Annotated in this window: 14 protein-coding genes; 9 read left to right on the top strand and 5 right to left on the bottom strand. The window is 61.0% G+C overall.

Features of this window, described 5'->3' with window-relative positions; translation table 11 throughout:
• Positions 1-42 precede the first annotated feature (42 nt).
• On the top strand, positions 43-768 hold the full coding sequence (locus HFO99_RS00485) for a beta-ketoacyl-ACP reductase (RefSeq protein ID WP_222358403.1): 726 nt from the start codon (positions 43-45) through the stop codon (positions 766-768).
• A 78-nt stretch (positions 769-846) separates the two neighbouring features.
• Here HFO99_RS00485 and HFO99_RS00490 read toward each other — a convergent pair whose 3' ends face one another.
• From HFO99_RS00490 to HFO99_RS00500, 3 genes are all read right to left on the bottom strand, one after another.
• A complete protein-coding gene (locus HFO99_RS00490; RefSeq protein WP_222358405.1) occupies positions 847-987 on the bottom strand; it encodes a hypothetical protein in 141 nt (46 codons plus the stop codon).
• A gap of 193 nt (positions 988-1,180) precedes the next feature.
• Positions 1,181-1,435, bottom strand: a complete 255-nt coding sequence (locus HFO99_RS00495; RefSeq protein WP_018071981.1) for a YMGG-like glycine zipper-containing protein — start codon at positions 1,433-1,435, stop codon at positions 1,181-1,183.
• A 27-nt stretch (positions 1,436-1,462) separates the two neighbouring features.
• On the bottom strand, positions 1,463-1,618 hold the full coding sequence (locus HFO99_RS00500; protein ID WP_017962528.1) for a DUF3309 family protein: 156 nt from the start codon (positions 1,616-1,618) through the stop codon (positions 1,463-1,465).
• Positions 1,619-2,425: 807 nt separating this feature from the next.
• Between HFO99_RS00500 and HFO99_RS00505 the strand changes: the two genes are divergently transcribed.
• From HFO99_RS00505 to HFO99_RS00525, 5 genes are all read left to right on the top strand, one after another.
• Positions 2,426-5,698 (top strand): helicase-related protein, encoded by a 3,273-nt coding sequence (locus tag HFO99_RS00505; protein ID WP_222358408.1) that lies wholly within the window; start codon positions 2,426-2,428, stop codon positions 5,696-5,698.
• 2 nt (positions 5,699-5,700) lie between these two features.
• Complete coding sequence (locus tag HFO99_RS00510) at positions 5,701-6,105, top strand: RNA-binding S4 domain-containing protein (protein ID WP_222334761.1); 405 nt, start codon at positions 5,701-5,703, stop codon at positions 6,103-6,105.
• Positions 6,106-6,299: 194 nt separating this feature from the next.
• On the top strand, positions 6,300-6,638 hold the full coding sequence (gene fdxA / locus HFO99_RS00515; protein ID WP_024320484.1) for a ferredoxin FdxA: 339 nt from the start codon (positions 6,300-6,302) through the stop codon (positions 6,636-6,638).
• 393 nt (positions 6,639-7,031) lie between these two features.
• Positions 7,032-7,604 (top strand): CarD family transcriptional regulator, encoded by a 573-nt coding sequence (locus HFO99_RS00520; protein WP_003543775.1) that lies wholly within the window; start codon positions 7,032-7,034, stop codon positions 7,602-7,604.
• A gap of 376 nt (positions 7,605-7,980) precedes the next feature.
• Positions 7,981-8,844 carry an RNA polymerase factor sigma-32 gene (locus HFO99_RS00525; protein ID WP_012759432.1) on the top strand — a complete coding sequence of 288 codons (864 nt, stop codon included), beginning with the start codon at positions 7,981-7,983 and terminating at the stop codon, positions 8,842-8,844.
• 82 nt (positions 8,845-8,926) lie between these two features.
• On the opposite strand, the gene HFO99_RS00530 is transcribed toward HFO99_RS00525, so the two are convergent.
• Together HFO99_RS00530 and HFO99_RS00535 are read right to left on the bottom strand one after the other, a co-directional pair.
• Positions 8,927-10,468, bottom strand: a complete 1,542-nt coding sequence (locus tag HFO99_RS00530) for a M48 family metalloprotease (RefSeq protein ID WP_222358411.1) — start codon at positions 10,466-10,468, stop codon at positions 8,927-8,929.
• A 392-nt stretch (positions 10,469-10,860) separates the two neighbouring features.
• Positions 10,861-12,390, bottom strand: a complete 1,530-nt coding sequence (locus HFO99_RS00535) for an MDR family MFS transporter (protein WP_222358414.1) — start codon at positions 12,388-12,390, stop codon at positions 10,861-10,863.
• Between the two features lie 116 nt (positions 12,391-12,506).
• On the opposite strand from HFO99_RS00535, the gene HFO99_RS00540 reads away from it, so the two are divergent.
• The 3 genes from HFO99_RS00540 (at position 12,507) to HFO99_RS00550 (ending at position 15,614) form a co-directional block, all read left to right on the top strand.
• Positions 12,507-13,034 (top strand): MarR family winged helix-turn-helix transcriptional regulator, encoded by a 528-nt coding sequence (locus HFO99_RS00540; protein ID WP_024320481.1) that lies wholly within the window; start codon positions 12,507-12,509, stop codon positions 13,032-13,034.
• A 103-nt stretch (positions 13,035-13,137) separates the two neighbouring features.
• The gene (locus tag HFO99_RS00545; protein ID WP_222358417.1) at positions 13,138-13,794 is read left to right on the top strand and encodes a thiamine diphosphokinase; all 657 of its coding nucleotides are present in this window, start codon (positions 13,138-13,140) and stop codon (positions 13,792-13,794) included.
• Between the two features lie 2 nt (positions 13,795-13,796).
• Positions 13,797-15,614: an ABC-F family ATP-binding cassette domain-containing protein gene (locus HFO99_RS00550; protein ID WP_222334757.1), complete on the top strand. Its 1,818-nt coding sequence runs from the start codon at positions 13,797-13,799 to the stop codon at positions 15,612-15,614.
• The last annotated feature ends 59 nt before the right edge of the window (positions 15,615-15,673 follow it).

The raw sequence follows: 15,673 nt of genomic DNA on the forward strand, positions 1-15,673 counted from the left end.
TCCCGCCAAGCGGCGGGGCGAAAAACAATAGGGGAGCGGAACATGAGCAGAGTGGCTTTGGTCACCGGGGGCACACGTGGCATCGGCGCGGCAATATCCATGGCACTGAAAAATGCCGGATACAGGGTCGCTGCCAGCTATGCCGGCAACGACGAGAAGGCCAAAGCCTTCCACGACGTTACCGGCGTTCCGGTTTTCAAATGGGATGTTTCGGATTACCTCGCCTGCGGCGAGGGAATTGCCAGGATCGAAAGCGAGATCGGCCCAGTCGAAATCCTCGTCAACAATGCCGGCATTACCCGCGACGCGATGTTCCACAAGATGACGCAGCAGCAATGGCACGAGGTGATCAATACCAACCTCACCGGCCTGTTCAACATGACGCATCAGGTCTGGATCGGCATGCGTGACCGCAGCTTCGGCCGTATCGTCAATATCTCGTCGATCAACGGGCAGAAGGGCCAGATGGGCCAGGTGAACTATTCGGCGGCCAAGGCGGGCGATCTCGGCTTCACCAAGGCGCTGGCCCAGGAAGGGGCGAACAAGAACATCACTGTCAACGCCATTTGCCCCGGTTACATCGGAACGGAAATGGTGCTTGCCGTGCCGGAGAAGGTGCTGAACGAACGCATCATTCCGCAGATCCCCGTCGGCCGTCTCGGCGAACCGGAAGAGATCGCGCGCTGCGTTACCTTTCTCGTCTCGGACGACGCCGGCTTCATCACCGGTTCGACGCTGACGGCCAATGGCGGACAGTTCTTCGCCTAGGCATTTCTGTCTTGGAGTCGACAGTAGAGATCAGATTCAAAGCAATTGGCGCGTCCCGCTGAACGCGCCAATCTCTGTTTATGGACGTCGCTGTGGCCGAACTCTGGTCGGCACCTTGCGCAGCGAGCGATCGTCGCTGCTGAGGACTGATATCGCGGTCGCCAGGAAAGCCGACGCGATGAGAACGGCGACGAGGGAATTCAGCAAAGTGTGAATCATGGAAACGTTTCCTTTCCGGTGCGCCGGGCGGCTTTGCCTGTCCGTTGCGCTCGTAAAGGAAATGTGTGCCTGGCCGTTTGGCGGCGGTAGATTTGACTTTCGCAACCGATTGTCAACGTCTCGTTGACGGATGCGACCGGCAAAGAAAACGGGCGCCGAAGCGCCCGTTGGGAGTCCGATATGCATTTGCCAATCAGCAACGGGCCTCGTAGCGGCGGCCGTAGCGGTCGCGGTAGACGCAGTAGCCGCGTCGTTCTACAGAGTGGCCGATGAGTGCACCGGTCAGACCGCCGGCAACGGCGCCGACAGCAGCGCCGCCCCAGCTGTTGGTGACGACACCGCCGATAACAGCGCCCGTGCCGGCGCCGATCGCCGTGCCTTGCTCGGTCGCCGTGCAGGATGCCAAGGCGCCGACGAGGGCACCAATAAGAACAATCTTCTTCATCATGTCGTAACTCCCCAGGTTAGTTGGGCTTTAGATGCGGCCCATTAGTACAAGGATAATGATAATCACGAGAACTAGCCCCAAACCGCCGGAAGGTCCATAGCCCCAACCACGGCTATAACCCCAATTCGGCAAGGCTCCGATCAAGAGCAGAATGAGGATAATAAGAAGTATCGTGCCAAGCATGGTGTGTTTCCTTCATTTCATCCGCAATTTGGATGGACGAGAAACACACATTGGCGATTTTTGTTCCCGGTTAAGCTCCGGAAATGTGACGGCGCCTGATTCACGGTTTAAGTTCCGTTATTTCCGGAAATTGCCACTATGGTTAAAAAGTCATGTAAATACAATATGTTGCGGTGAACAAAACGGGAAAATCGCGATGTCGCCGATTCGTCAGCGATTCGTTCCGTGTTTGATCGGAACCCCGATATTGGCGCCTTGACTTAACGCCGTCTGAATCCGGCTCCTGAAAGATTAATGCCGATGCGGCGAGGCGGCGCGAAAGGATCTGCCACCGATCCGCATCTAGCACCCGGATCTGAGACCGCTACCAGATATTGTCGTGAACGAAGGGCGAAAACGGCGGAGTCAGCGATTCGTCTCCGATTCGTTCCGGCTTTGGTCGAGAGGTTAATTTCGGGCGGATTTTCGCCCGTTCAACAGGGGGCGGGAATCGTCACCCGCGACCTCGAAAATGCAAACGGGGGAGAGTCTCGCGATTCAGCATCTAGTGGGAAAAAGTGATTCAAAATCAATACTTAGCCGTGAACAAAAGCTGAATCAGCCGGAGTCAGCGATTCGTCGCTGATTCGTTCTCACGCTGTTCCGAATCGTGAATTCGAGTGTTCCGCGAGACTCGCAAAGGTCGTAATCGCCGGTGCATTTTGAAATCTGCCCTTGCGTTTGCGGCGGCAGCTGTCCATGTGTTGTCCAGCTTCCACCGAGGAGCCGAGATTTTCCTGGGGCCACCCGCCTCATTTGCATGGACCCATGACTCTGACTTCGCAGCCGATGATTCTGAGTGGGCGCGGTGTGACCGCGGTGCTCGGGCCGACCAATACCGGCAAGACCCATTATGCCATCGAGCGCATGGTCGCGCACGGGACCGGCGTGATCGGCCTGCCGCTCCGGCTGCTGGCGCGCGAGGTCTATACGCGGGTGGTCGAGAAGGTTGGCGCGCACAATGTGGCGCTGGTGACCGGCGAGGAAAAGATTTCGCCGCCCAATGCCCGTTTTTCCGTCTGCACCGTCGAGGCGATGCCGCGCGAAACCAGGGCCGCCTTCGTCGCGATCGACGAGGTGCAGCTCGCCGGCGATCTCGAACGCGGCCATATCTTCACCGACCGCATCCTGCATCTGCGCGGCCGCGAGGAAACGCTGCTGCTCGGTGCGGCGACGATGCGGCCGATCCTGCAGCAGCTCCTGCCCGGCATCACTATCGTCGAGCGGCCACGGCTTTCGCATCTTTTCTATGCTGGGCAGAAGAAGATCACACGGCTGCCGCAGCGCTCGGCCATCGTCGCCTTCTCCGCCGACGAGGTCTATGCCATCGCCGAGCTCATCCGCCGGCAGCGCGGTGGCGCGGCGGTCGTGCTCGGCGCGCTTAGCCCGCGCACCCGCAATGCCCAGGTGGCGCTTTATCAGGCGGGCGACGTCGAATATCTGGTGGCGACCGATGCGATCGGCATGGGCCTCAACCTCGATGTCGATCACGTCGCCTTTGCCCAGGACCGGAAATTCGACGGTTACCAGTTTCGCAATCTCAATCCGGGCGAACTCGGCCAGGTCGCCGGGCGCGCCGGGCGGCATGTGCGGGACGGGACCTTCGGCGTCACCGGGCAAGTCTCGCCCTTCGACGAGGAGCTGGTGCAGCGCATCGAAGGACACGAGTTCGACAACGTCAAGGTTTTGCAGTGGCGGACGACGGAGATGGACTTCTCCTCAATCGCGTCGCTGCGCGCCAGCCTCGAGGCGGGTCCGCGCGTGCCGGGGCTGACGCGGGCGCTGCCTGCGGTCGACCAGCAGGCGCTGGAGCAGCTTTCGCGTTATCCCGAGGTCATCGATCTCGCCGACAGGCCGGCGCGCGTCGAAAAACTCTGGGAGGCTTGCGCGCTTCCCGACTATCGGCGTATCACCCCAGCACAACATGCCGATCTTATCTCGACCCTCTTTTCCGATCTCGTCCGCTATGGCACGGTGAATGAGCAGTTTCTTGCGGAGCAGGTTCATCGCTCCGATCGAACAGATGGCGAAATTGACACGCTTTCGGCGCGAATCGCGCAGATAAGGACCTGGACCTACGTTTCGAATCGGCCCGGTTGGCTTGCCGATCCGACACACTGGCAGGAAAAGACGCGGGAAATCGAAGATCGATTGTCCGACGCGTTACATGAAAGGTTGACGAAACGCTTTGTTGATCGCAGGACATCTGTGCTCATGAAGCGCCTGAGAGAGAATGCGATGCTGGAAGCTGAAATCAGTGTGAATGGCGATGTCTTCGTTGAAGGACATCATGTAGGGCAATTGAGCGGATTCCGCTTCACGCCGGTGGCGGGAACCGACGGACCGGATGCCAAGGCGGTTCAGGCTGCGTCGCAGAAGGCGCTCGGGCTCGAATTCGAAGCCCGCGCGGCCCGGATGCATGCCGCCGGCAACAGCGATCTGGTGATCGGTTCGGATGGGTTGATCCGTTGGCTGGGCGACCCGGTGGCGCGGCTTTCGGGCAGCGATCACATCATGCGTCCGCGCGTGATCCTGCTGGCCGACGAGCAACTGACGGGCAATGCCCGCGATCACGTTGCCGCCCGCATCGAGCGCTTCGTCAATCATCATATCAGCACGGTGCTGAAGCCGCTCGATGATCTGTCGCGCGCCGAGGACCTGCAGGGTCTCGCCAAGGGGCTTGCCTTCCAGCTCGTCGAGAATCTCGGGGTGCTGTTCCGCCGCGACGTGACCGAGGAGGTGAAGTCGCTGGACCAAGAGGCCCGCGCCTCCATGCGCCGCTACGGCGTGCGTTTCGGCGCCTACCATATCTTCGTTCCGGCACTTCTGAAGCCGGCGCCGGCCGAACTCATCACGCTGCTCTGGGCGCTGAAGAACGACGGTCTCGACAAGCCGGGCTACGGCGATCTCATTCCCGTGCTTGCCGCCGGTCGCACCTCCGTCGTCACCGACCCGAGCTTCGAGCGGATGTTCTACAAGCTCGCCGGCTTCCGTTTCCTCGGCAAGCGTGCCGTGCGTATCGACATCCTGGAACGGCTTGCCGATATCATCCGTCCGCTGCTGCAATGGAAGCCCGGTCAGAACAACCGTCCGGAGGGCGCCTATGACGGCCGTCGCTTCACGACGACGACGGCGATGCTGTCGATCCTCGGTGCGACGCTCGAGGATATGGAAGAGATCCTCAAGGGTCTCGGCTATCGCGCCGATGCGGTGAAAGCGGAAGAGGCGTCGGCACATCTTGCAACGCAGGATACGGCCTCGGTGCCTACCGCCAGCGCGCAAACGCCTGCGGAAGAGACAGCCGAGAAGGCCGATCACGACGATGCCGATGGCGCCGCGGAAGAGACTGCTACCGAGCCATCCACCACCGAGGCGGCTTCGGCGGTCGCCGACGCGCCGGTGACGGAAGCGGTCGAAAGCCCCGCTCCGGCCGAAGCGATCGAGGTATCTGCTCCGGCGGAAGCCTCTGCTGCCGGGGAAACCTCCGCTCCTGCGGAAGCGGTATTGGCTTCCGATGAAGCAGTACCTGCTTCTGGGGAAGCCGGCGAGCCGGCGGAACCGAAGCCGGTTCTTCTGTGGCGTCTTGGCGGTCGCAACGACAATCAGCGCCAGGCGCGCGGCGGGCATGGCGAACGCCGTGGCGGCCAGGGCCAGGAGCGCGGTCAAAACCAGGAACGTGGCGACCGCAATCGCCGGCCGGGCGGCGGTGAAGGCGGCGAGGGCAATCGCGGTGGCGACAGCCGCGACAACAATCGCCAGAACCGTGGCAAGGACGGCGCCGGGCGCGATGGCGGCCGACCACAGCAGGCAAGAGGCGATCGCAATAACCAACCACGGGGCGACCAGCCGCGCGGTGACCGGCAGGACCGTGGCGATCGCAAGGATCGCGGCGAGCGTAACGATCGTAACGACCGCAATAACAATCGTGGTGGCTCACAGCCGCTGCGCTTCGAGGCCAAGCCGCCGCGCAAGGAGAAGCCGATCGATCCGGATTCGCCTTTCGCCAAGCTCGCAGCTCTCAAGGAGCAGATGAAGAAGTAATCATGAGCGGGGAGACACAGCCGACAAGCGGTTCGCGCCAGCGCATCGACAAGTGGCTGTTCTTCGCGCGCATGGTGAAGTCGCGCTCGTTGGCGCAGAGCCATATCCAATCGGGCCATGTGCGCGTCAACGGCGAGCGTTGCAACCATCCGAGCCAGATGGTCAAACCGGGCGACCGTATCGAGCTGACGCTGGAGCGGCGCTATGTCGTTCTCGTCGTGCGCGTTGCCGGCGAGCGGCGGGGGCCTTACGAGGAGGCGCGCCTGCTCTACGACGACCAATCCCCACCGCCCGATGAGGCAAAACGTCTCACACCCTACGAGCAGGCGATCCGGGCGACCGGCGCCGGCCGTCCGACCAAAAAGGAAAGACGTGCAATCGACAGGCTGATGTCGGACGAGGATTAGAAAACTCTGTCTGCGGCGGCGGTTTTTGCAGATCGTTTATCCTTGAAATCCGGCGCTAAAGCCGATACGTCACTGACAACCTGCCGGAAGCGTGCTTGCCTCCCAAGCCTGCTCACGCTTTTCCTCCGGCACGGGGATAGGCGCGACGTTCCAGGTTGCCCGGCCCCATCCGCATGGAAATCCTGGAGTTCTTCATGACCTATGTCGTGACCGACAATTGCATCAAGTGCAAATACACCGATTGCGTGGAAGTCTGCCCTGTCGACTGCTTTTATGAGGGCGAGAATTTCCTCGTCATCCATCCCGACGAATGCATCGATTGCGGCGTCTGCGAACCGGAATGTCCCGCCGAGGCGATCAAGCCCGATACCGAGCCGGGCCTCGACAAATGGCTGAAGATCAACACCGAATATGCCACGATCTGGCCGAATATCACGGTCAAGAAGGACCCATTGCCTGAGGCCAAGGAAATGGATGGCGAGACCGGAAAATTCGAGAAATATTTCTCCGACAAGCCCGGTTCCGGCGATTGAGACAGCGCCCACATTCGGTCTCCGGATTCGGGCGACCGTAGCGCAAAACGTTTTAAAAGCTGCGTGAGGCATATGGGTGACATGTGTTGCCCGCATGACTCAAGCGAAGCAAATTATTGATTTCCTCATATTTTTATGATAGGTTTCGTCTACTGTTCCATTTGTGGCATGACGTATGCCCAAAACCATCACGAAAGCAAAACAAATCCGTACACGGTTTCCGTGACATATCAACGCTTTGAGCGCCGAGTCCCAAGATCGAGCGCAAGAAGTCTTTGCTTTTGCCCGATGGGACCAGAGTGAAGTCACCCGACGGATACTACCGTCTCACCCGGGCCTGACTGACCCGGCTCCGGCCGCCGCCGGAAGCGTAACAGGGAGTTTTTGAATAGAATGACGACTCAGCAGAAAAAGCCTTCTACAGCACGTCACGGCTTCAAGACCGGTGAATCGATCGTCTACCCCGCTCATGGCGTCGGTACCATCACCGCTATCGAAGAGCAAGAAGTTGCCGGCATGAAGCTCGAACTTTTCGTTATCGATTTCGAGAAGGACAAGATGCGTCTCAAGGTTCCGGTCGCCAAGGCCATGAGCATCGGTATGCGCAAGCTTTCGGAAACGGATTTCGTCGAGCGTGCTTTGAAGGTTGTGCAGGGCAAGGCGCGCGTCAAGCGCACCATGTGGTCCCGTCGCGCCCAGGAATATGATGCCAAGATCAATTCCGGCGACCTGATTTCCATCGCCGAAGTCGTGCGCGATCTCTATCGTGCCGAGAACCAGCCCGAGCAGTCCTATTCCGAGCGCCAGCTTTATGAGGCTGCCCTCGATCGCATGGCGCGCGAAATCGCCGCCGTCAACAAGATGTCGGAAACAGAAGCCGTCCGCCTCGTCGAGACCAATCTCAACAAGGGTCCGAAACGCGGCAAGGCGATCGAAGAAGACGATTCACAGGATGAAGCCGCATAAAGCGACCCTGTATTTCTATCAAAAAACCCGGCCTCGCGCCGGGTTTTTTTATTGGAACTTTTTTCCGACTGCCGCGTTTAACACACGTAATTGCGGACTGCTCGTCGGGTAATGCCTCAGCGAGCCAACTGCTATTCCGTCAATGTTCAATGAGGAGCGGATCATGCCTTTTCTATATTGCCCATCCGGCAAGGTGAAGAAACAGGTCCAGCCCAGCCGTCTTACCGGCACATGATGAGAAATAGGGCCTCCCCCTGAAAAGTCCAGGGGCGAGGCTTTTATGCATTCAGAACACCATTCAATCCGGACAGCAATATTCCGGAAGATGAGTTTTATTGTTCATTTCAGGGCGAGAGGCCTGTTTCGGGAGATCGAAATGAAGAACATGTCTGCAGATCGGCGCATGATCAAAATCGCGATGGCCGCCCCTTATCTCGCCCGTCAGGAAGAGCACGATCTCGCCACCCGCTGGAAGGATCACGACGACCGCGGCGCGCGCAACCAGATCGCCATGGCCCACATGCGCCTTGTCATATCCATGGCCGGCAAATTCCGCAATTTCGGCCTGCCGATGAGCGATCTGGTGCAGGAGGGCTATGTTGGCCTGCTGGAAGCCGCCGCTCGCTTCGAGCCGGAGCGCGACGTGCGCTTTTCGACTTATGCAAGCTGGTGGATCAGGGCTTCGATCCAGGACTATATTCTGCGCAACTGGTCGATCGTGCGCGGCGGTACGAGTTCGGCGCAGAAGGCGCTGTTCTTCAATCTGCGTCGTCTTCGCGCCAAGCTCGCCAAGGGTGACACGCAGCTGACGCTGCAATCCATTCACCAGGAAATCGCCGCTGCCCTCGGCGTCAGCCTCTCAGATGTGCAAACGATGGATGCCAGGCTTTCCGGCAACGACGCTTCGCTGCAGGCGCCTTCGGTCTCCGGCGATGCCGAGAGCGCGGAGAAGATGGACTTTCTCGTCAGCGACGATCCCCTGCCGGACGAACAGGTGTCCAACATGATCGACGGCGAGCGCCGCCGCGTGTGGCTCGCCTCGGCGCTGAAGCATCTTAACGAACGCGAGATGAAGATCATCAGCGCCCGGCGTCTTGCGGAAGACGGTGCCACGCTTGAAGAACTCGGTGCCGATCTCGGTATTTCCAAAGAACGTGTGCGTCAGATCGAAAGCCGGGCGATGGAGAAGCTTCGCAGCGCGCTCGTCAGCGCCGATCCGCATATGGCGGCCTACGCCTGACGTAAAGCGCGTCGTTATCGCAGTTTTGCGCGACATATCCCCTCCAGCAGCACAGACTGGCCCGGCGCAAGCCGGGCCTTTTTTATTCGGCGATGATCTTGACGCGATCGCCTGTAGAAACGGCTGCACCCGTCGGCAGGGCGTTGATGAGCTTGAAGAGATCGAGCTTGCGGTCTGTGCCCATCATGCGGGCGGCGAGCGTCGAGATGTTCTCACCCGGCCGGACGGTGACAACGCGGATGCGCAGCGGCTTCAGCGAGGCTGCCTCTGCCGGAGTCATGCGGCGGAAACTCGCGCGCAAGACACTGGCCGTTGGCTCAAGGGCGTCGCTGCCTTTCGGCACGGCGGTCAGGAAACGGAAGATCTGCGAATTGTTGCGGATCACGGTGACATCGAAATCCCAGCGGTCGGCGCTGGCGCGCGCGGTGGCTGCTTCCATGCCGTTGATGGTGATCGGCTGGATGGTCGACGGGTCGAGGCCGGTCACCCAGCCGCTGGAGATATAGTTGGTGAGGCTCTGGTTCTGATTGTCGGCGACGCCGTCGAAGCGGACGGCGATGTCGTTCGGGCCGGTGACCATTACGGCCTCGACCTTGTTGTCGATGTGGAAATCCGGCGGCACGTCGAAGCGGATGCCGAGGCCGCCATGCAGGAAGGTCTGGCCGCGCACATAGCCTTCTTCGGGGCTGTCGCCGTAGAGCAGTCCGTCTATGCCGTCGAGATAATAATTACGGCCCTTGTCGCCGACCGCCCCTTCCTGGCCGAAGGCGCGGGCGTGCGTGCGGGCAAGCTCTATGCGTTGCGCCGAATTCGGATGGCTCGACAGGAAGTCGAGGCTCTGGTCGGCTTCGGGATCAACCGACATGAAGCGACTGTAAGCGGCCATCGAATCGAGGAAACGGGCAGCGGCATAGGGGTCGTAGCCGGCTTCGCCGAGCATGCGCACCCCAATGACATCGGCCTGCAGCTCCTGCTGGCGGGAGAAGGCGGCGAGCCGCAGCTTGCCGCGGGCAAGCGCCTGCTTGCCGGCGATGTCGCTGGAAAGGACTTCGGCGACGACGCGGCTGGCGATGACCTCAGCTTCTTCGCGCTTCTGCCGCTCGATGCCGTGGTTTGCGGTCACGTGGCCCATTTCGTGCGACAGCACGGCGGCGACTTCCGAGGCGTCGTTGGCAAGGGCGAGCAGGCCGCGGGTGACGTAGAGATAACCGCCCGGCAGCGCGAAGGCGTTGATCGCCGGCGAATTCAGGATGGTGATGCGGTAGGACTGGCTCGGATTTTCCGACACCGCCGTCAGCGCGCCGGCGATGCGGGCGACGAGACGCTCGGTCTTGGCGTCCTTGTATTCGCCGCCGTAGCTTGCCACGATGCGCGGATGCTCACGAGCGCCCATCGCCGCGCGCGGATCGTTCTTCTGCACCTCGTCGACGATCTGCGGATTCGAAGAAGGCGAAACACTCGGCTGATAGGATTGGTCGATCAGCGTTTGGCAGCCGTTCAGCGCCATTGCGACGGCCGAAAGCAACATCAGGCGACGGGCGAAACGCTGCGGCGCGGAGATGCCATCACTGGAAAGCGCGGGCGATTTCCACGTCGTCAAGCTGTCCAGTCTGTTTCTCCGCATCGTGTCGTTGTTTTGCCGGTTTGCCGCAGATTCGGACCGACCATGGCAAAGGGAATTCAACAGGTGCGCACCCCTGATCTCGCACTGCACAATCGGCCGATACAAGTCCTTGCTGTAGCTGATTTACGCATCGGTTGCATAGCGAGACTCTGTTTAAATGTGGCGGCGTTGCATTTTGGCAAGCCTCAGGCATTAAGGCCCCCTTCGCTCGGATGAAATTATGGCGAAAGTTCCGTCACAAAGCGGAGATTCGTCGACGGCGCGGAAAAAGAACGGCTCGATTGAAGCAACCGGCTCGATAGCGACAATCCTGCGGGAAAATTGCAACCCCTGATATGTCAATCGAGAAGGAGCGCCTTCCGATGAAGGATTCTCTCGCTGTCGTGATTCGACTATTCCGCAGCTTCAGCCGCCGTCGGTTGCGGCTTCGTCGTCTCGCCGGCGCGGGGCAGTTGCACAGGCTTCAGCATGATGGCGGCCGCAAGGCCGATCAAAGCAATGGCGCAGGAGGTCATGAAGAGCGGCGAGAAAGCGGCGGCATAGGTATCGGCGACGGCCTGGCGGCTCGCTTCGGGAAGGGCCGCCATCATTTTCGGCGTCAACTGCTTGATATCGGCGACGCCGGGAATGGAGACGCCGAGCTCAGAGGCGATGATGGCGCCATAGATGGAAATGGCGATCGAGGCGCCGCCCATGCGCGACAGCGTCACCGAGCCGGTGGCGGCGCCGACGTCGCGAGTGGGTGCTGCATTCTGTACGCCAATAATGGGAACCTGCTGGGCAAGGCCGATGCCGATGCCGTGCAGCACCATGATCGCGCCGATGAAGGCGATCGGCGTTCCGGCGTGGATCTGCGACATCAGCGCAAAGGCGGTGGCGCTGCAGGTGAGGCTTGCGATGGCGAAGGGTTTGTAGCGCCCCGTCTTCGAGATGATGCGGTCTGCGGAAAGCGACCCGCAGACGAGGCCGCCGGTCAGAAGGATGAAGAGCAGGCCGGCGGCAGACGGCGAAAGGCCGGTCGTGGTCTGCAGGAAGAGAGCGAGATAATTGACCATGCCGATGGCGATGGCACCGCCCATGATCGAGATCACCAGGAGCAAGCTGAAGGTCGAATTGCGAAACAACTGGAGGGGAACGATCGGTTCCGGCGCGCGGCGCTCGACGAACACCCAGGTGATGGCGCAGACGACGCCGAAGGCGACGATGCCGATGCTCTCAGGCGAGATCAATGCGCCGAACAATTCGCTGCTGTCGGTGGCAAGCACGATGCTTGTCGTCGTCATGGCAAGCAGGAGCGCACCGGCATAATCGATCTGGGGGCGGCGATGCGCTTTGCGGTACGGCAGCATGAAGGCAAGGCCGATGAGCACGAGGAAGCCGATTGGCACGTTGACGAGGAAGATCGAGCGCCAGCCGAAGAGATCGCTCATCGTGCCGCCGAGCACGGGGCCGATCGCGCCCGATGCCATCAGCACGAGACTGGAATAGCTTTGGTAGCGCGCCCGCTCGCGCGGCTCGAACAGGTCGGCATTGACGGCGAAGATCGATACCATGATGCCGCCGCCGCCAAGGCCCTGCAGCACGCGGGCGGCGATCAGCGTGTCCATCGAGACCGCCAGGCCGCAGACTGTCGATCCGACGGTGAAGATCATGATCGCCGTCATCATCACGTATTTGCGGCCGAACAAATCGCCGAGCTTGCCGTAGACCGGCATGACGGCGCTCAGCGAGAGGAGATAGGCCGAGCCGATCCAGCCGAAGCGCTCGAGATGGCCGAATTCGCCGACGATCGTCGGCAGAGCCGTGGAGACGATCTGATTGTCGAGCGTCGCCATGAACATGGCGGTCATCAGGAAGAAGAAAAGAATAAGCCGCCGACGAGGATCCGTCACGAGCGGCGCAGGCGCGAGTTGCATGTCCATGGAAGGCATCGTTCCGGGTTGATGTGCTTTTATGTGCTAACAGCATATAGTTGTCAATGGCACATTAATGACATCGGCATATTCAATTTTTGAATCGGCTCTGTTATGGTCTTGTGATGAGCGAAATCCTGACCAAGACCCTTTCTGCGGAGCCGGCCGAGCCGGATCGTGAAAATGTGCCGCGTATCGGCCGGAGCATGGCGCGCATGCGGCTGATGACCGGGCGGCGGCTGATCGGCCGGCTGGCGATCCAGAGTGCCGCACCAGGCCTTGAGCTTTCGCATCTCGACGTGCTCGATGCCGTGCGCAGGGCGCAGCCTGCCGGCGAGGTCACCGTCGGCATGATCGCGGAGATGCTGCGCATCGATCCGTCACGGGCAAGCCGGGTGGTGGCCGACATGGTTGGGCGCAACGTGCTGCGTCGCGAGGCCTCGCAGGCCGATGCGCGGCGGATCGTCGTCGTCATGACCGAGGTCGGCCAGGACCTGCTTGCCGAGATCGTCGCGCAGAAGCTTGCGATCATTTCCGAGATCGTTTCCGACTGGCCGCAGGAAGATGTCGAGCGCTTCGCAGCGCTTTTCGAGCGCTTCATCGGCGGCTACGAGGCGGTCTTTCTGTCGCGCGACAAGGATACACCGGGCTAGGCGGCGGTTCAAAGTGATCGAGCGTCCTATTTGGTGTTGGACGCGTGGCGTTTTCAGGCAAGCGGCGCCCCTTCCCCTCGACCCCCCGTTTGCGCTAAGGGCAATGCCCATGAGCCAATCCACCTTCACCATTCTCCTTGGCGGCGAACTCAGCCTGACGGAGCGCCTGCGCCATGCCATCGCCGATAGCCGCTTCATTGCGGCCGATGGCGGCATGCGGCATGCGTCCGCACTCGGCATTACGCCGGAGCTCTGGGTCGGTGATTTCGATTCGACGCCGGCCGATCTCGCCGATGCATTTCCTAATGTGCCGAAACAGCCTTATCCGGCAGCGAAGGCGGCGACGGACGGCGAAATCGCAGTGGCGGAAGCAATCGCGCGGGGCGCTCGGCGGCTCATCCTCGCCGGGGCGCTCGGCGGTGAACGTTCCGACCACGCGCTTCAGCATCTGCTATCGGCCGTCAGCCTGGCGGAAGAGGGTTTCGACCTGCTGCTGACCTCGGGCAAGGAAGAGGCCGTGCCGCTGGTTGCCGGTACGGTCGAACTCGACCTTCCCAAGGGCAGCCTGTTTTCCGTGCCCGGATTCAGCGAGCTGATAGGGCTTTCCATCGAGAATGCGCGTTATCCGCTGGTGGATTTCCATCTGCCTTTCGGCTCGTCGCGCACCATTTCCAATGTTGCGGAAGGCACCGTTCGCTTTTCGCTCCGCAGCGGCCGGGCAATCGTGCTCGCCCGGCCCTATGATCTTTCCGGAGTCTGACTTTGGCCCCTCCCATTCTGAAACTCGACGATATCTTCCTGAGCTTCGGCGGCGCACCGCTTCTGGCGGGTGCTGGCCTGCAGATCGAGCCCGGTGACAAAATCTGTCTCGTCGGGCGCAACGGTTCGGGAAAATCGACACTGCTGAAGATTGCCGCCGGCCTGGTCGAGGCGCAGTCCGGCGAGGTCTTTCGCCATCCGTCCTCGACGGTGCGCTATCTCGAACAGGCGCCGGATTTTGCCGGCTTCAACACGGTGCAGGCCTATGCCGAGGCCGGCCTCGGCCCGGGCGATGACCCCTATCGTGTCACCTATCTGCTGTCGCATCTCGGGCTGAGCGGCGACGAAGACCCCAGAATGTTGTCCGGTGGCGAATCGCGGCGTGCAGCTCTTGCCCGGGTTATGGCACCGGAGCCGGACATTCTTCTGCTCGACGAACCGACCAACCATCTCGACCTGCCGACAATCGAATGGTTGGAAGGCGAGCTGCAAAAGACACGCAGCGCCTTGGTGCTGATCTCGCACGACCGGCGTTTCCTCGAAAAGGTCTCGACGGCAACCGTCTGGCTCGACCGCGGCACTTCGCGCCGGCTGGACAGAGGCTTTGCGCATTTCGAAGCCTGGCGCGACCAGGTGCTGGAGGCCGAGGAGCTGGAGCAGCACAAGCTCGGCAAGTCGATCGAGCGCGAGGAGCACTGGCTGCGCTATGGGGTGACGGCGCGGCGCAAGCGCAACATGCGCCGTCTCGGCGAGCTGCAGACGATGCGCTCGAACTATCGCGGCCACAAGGGGCCGCAGGGCACAGTGCAGGCGACGGTTTCGGACGCGCAGGAATCCGGCAAGCTTGTGATCGAGGCCGACAAGATCACCAAGAGCTTCGGCGAGCGGGCAATCGTCACGCCGTTTTCGATCCGCGTGCATCGCGGCGACTGCATTGGTCTCGTCGGACCGAACGGCGCCGGCAAGACGACGCTGCTGAAGATGATGACCGGGCAGCTTTCGCCGGATAGCGGCATCGTCAAGCTCGGCACCAATCTGGAGATCGCGACGCTCGACCAGAAACGCGAGGATCTCGACCCCGAGGATACGCTTGCCAACTATCTGACGGATGGGCGCGGCGAAAACCTGCTCGTCAACGGCGAGCAGCGCCATGTCACCGGCTACATGAAGGAATTTCTGTTCCAGCCGGAACAGGCGCGTACGCCGATCAGAAACCTCTCTGGTGGCGAACGCGCCCGGCTGATGCTGGCGCGCATCCTTTCGCGCCCGACAAACCTTTTGATCCTCGACGAACCGACCAACGATCTCGATATCGAAACGCTCGATCTCCTTCAGGAGATTGTCGCCGGCTTTCCCGGCACTGTCATTCTCGTCAGCCACGACCGCGATTTCCTCGACCGCACCGTGACCTCGACGATCGCACCCGCCGTGCCGGATGCGCCTGATGGCCGCTGGATCGAATATGCCGGCGGCTACTCGGACATGCTTGTACAGCGCAAGGGCGCGCTCGAGGAGCGTAAGAGGGCCGAGAGGGCGGCGGAGAAGCCGAGAACGCAGCAAGCAACAGCTTCAGGCAACTCGAAGGTCAAGCTCTCCTTCAAGCAGAAATTCGCACTGGAAAACCTGCCAAAGGAAATGGCGAAGGCCGAAGCCGAAATCGCCAAGCGCGAACAGGTGATGGCGGACCCCAATCTTTTCACGCGCGATCCCGCAGTCTTCAACCGGCTTGCCGGCGAGATGGAAAAACTGCGCGCCAGCCTGACTGACATGGAAGAGGAGTGGCTGGAGCTCGAAATGCTGCGGGAAGAGCTGGAAGGCTGAGATTTTTCTCGAGGCTGAAGGCTCACTTTTCCTTGATTCGTCAGTGTGTCGTCCTGCGG

The sequence above is a fragment of the Rhizobium leguminosarum genome, from assembly GCF_019798305.1.
GTDB lineage: Bacteria > Pseudomonadota > Alphaproteobacteria > Rhizobiales > Rhizobiaceae > Rhizobium > Rhizobium leguminosarum_U.

Excerpts from the sequence above, each read along its gene's own strand:
- HFO99_RS00535 (WP_222358414.1), bottom strand. The coding sequence starts at position 12,390 with ATGGACATGCAACTCGCGCCTGCGCCGCTCGTGACGGATCCTCGTCGG.
- HFO99_RS00505 (WP_222358408.1), top strand. The coding sequence starts at position 2,426 with ATGACTCTGACTTCGCAGCCGATGATTCTGAGTGGGCGCGGTGTGACC.
- HFO99_RS00510 (WP_222334761.1), top strand. The coding sequence starts at position 5,701 with ATGAGCGGGGAGACACAGCCGACAAGCGGTTCGCGCCAGCGCATCGAC.
- fdxA (WP_024320484.1), top strand. The coding sequence starts at position 6,300 with ATGACCTATGTCGTGACCGACAATTGCATCAAGTGCAAATACACCGAT.
- HFO99_RS00525 (WP_012759432.1), top strand. The coding sequence starts at position 7,981 with ATGAAGAACATGTCTGCAGATCGGCGCATGATCAAAATCGCGATGGCC.
- HFO99_RS00545 (WP_222358417.1), top strand. The coding sequence starts at position 13,138 with ATGCCCATGAGCCAATCCACCTTCACCATTCTCCTTGGCGGCGAACTC.
- HFO99_RS00485 (WP_222358403.1), top strand. The coding sequence starts at position 43 with ATGAGCAGAGTGGCTTTGGTCACCGGGGGCACACGTGGCATCGGCGCG.
- HFO99_RS00540 (WP_024320481.1), top strand. The coding sequence starts at position 12,507 with ATGAGCGAAATCCTGACCAAGACCCTTTCTGCGGAGCCGGCCGAGCCG.
- HFO99_RS00490 (WP_222358405.1), bottom strand. The coding sequence starts at position 987 with ATGATTCACACTTTGCTGAATTCCCTCGTCGCCGTTCTCATCGCGTCG.
- HFO99_RS00500 (WP_017962528.1), bottom strand. The coding sequence starts at position 1,618 with ATGCTTGGCACGATACTTCTTATTATCCTCATTCTGCTCTTGATCGGA.
- HFO99_RS00530 (WP_222358411.1), bottom strand. The coding sequence starts at position 10,468 with ATGCGGAGAAACAGACTGGACAGCTTGACGACGTGGAAATCGCCCGCG.
- HFO99_RS00520 (WP_003543775.1), top strand. The coding sequence starts at position 7,032 with ATGACGACTCAGCAGAAAAAGCCTTCTACAGCACGTCACGGCTTCAAG.
- HFO99_RS00495 (WP_018071981.1), bottom strand. The coding sequence starts at position 1,435 with ATGATGAAGAAGATTGTTCTTATTGGTGCCCTCGTCGGCGCCTTGGCA.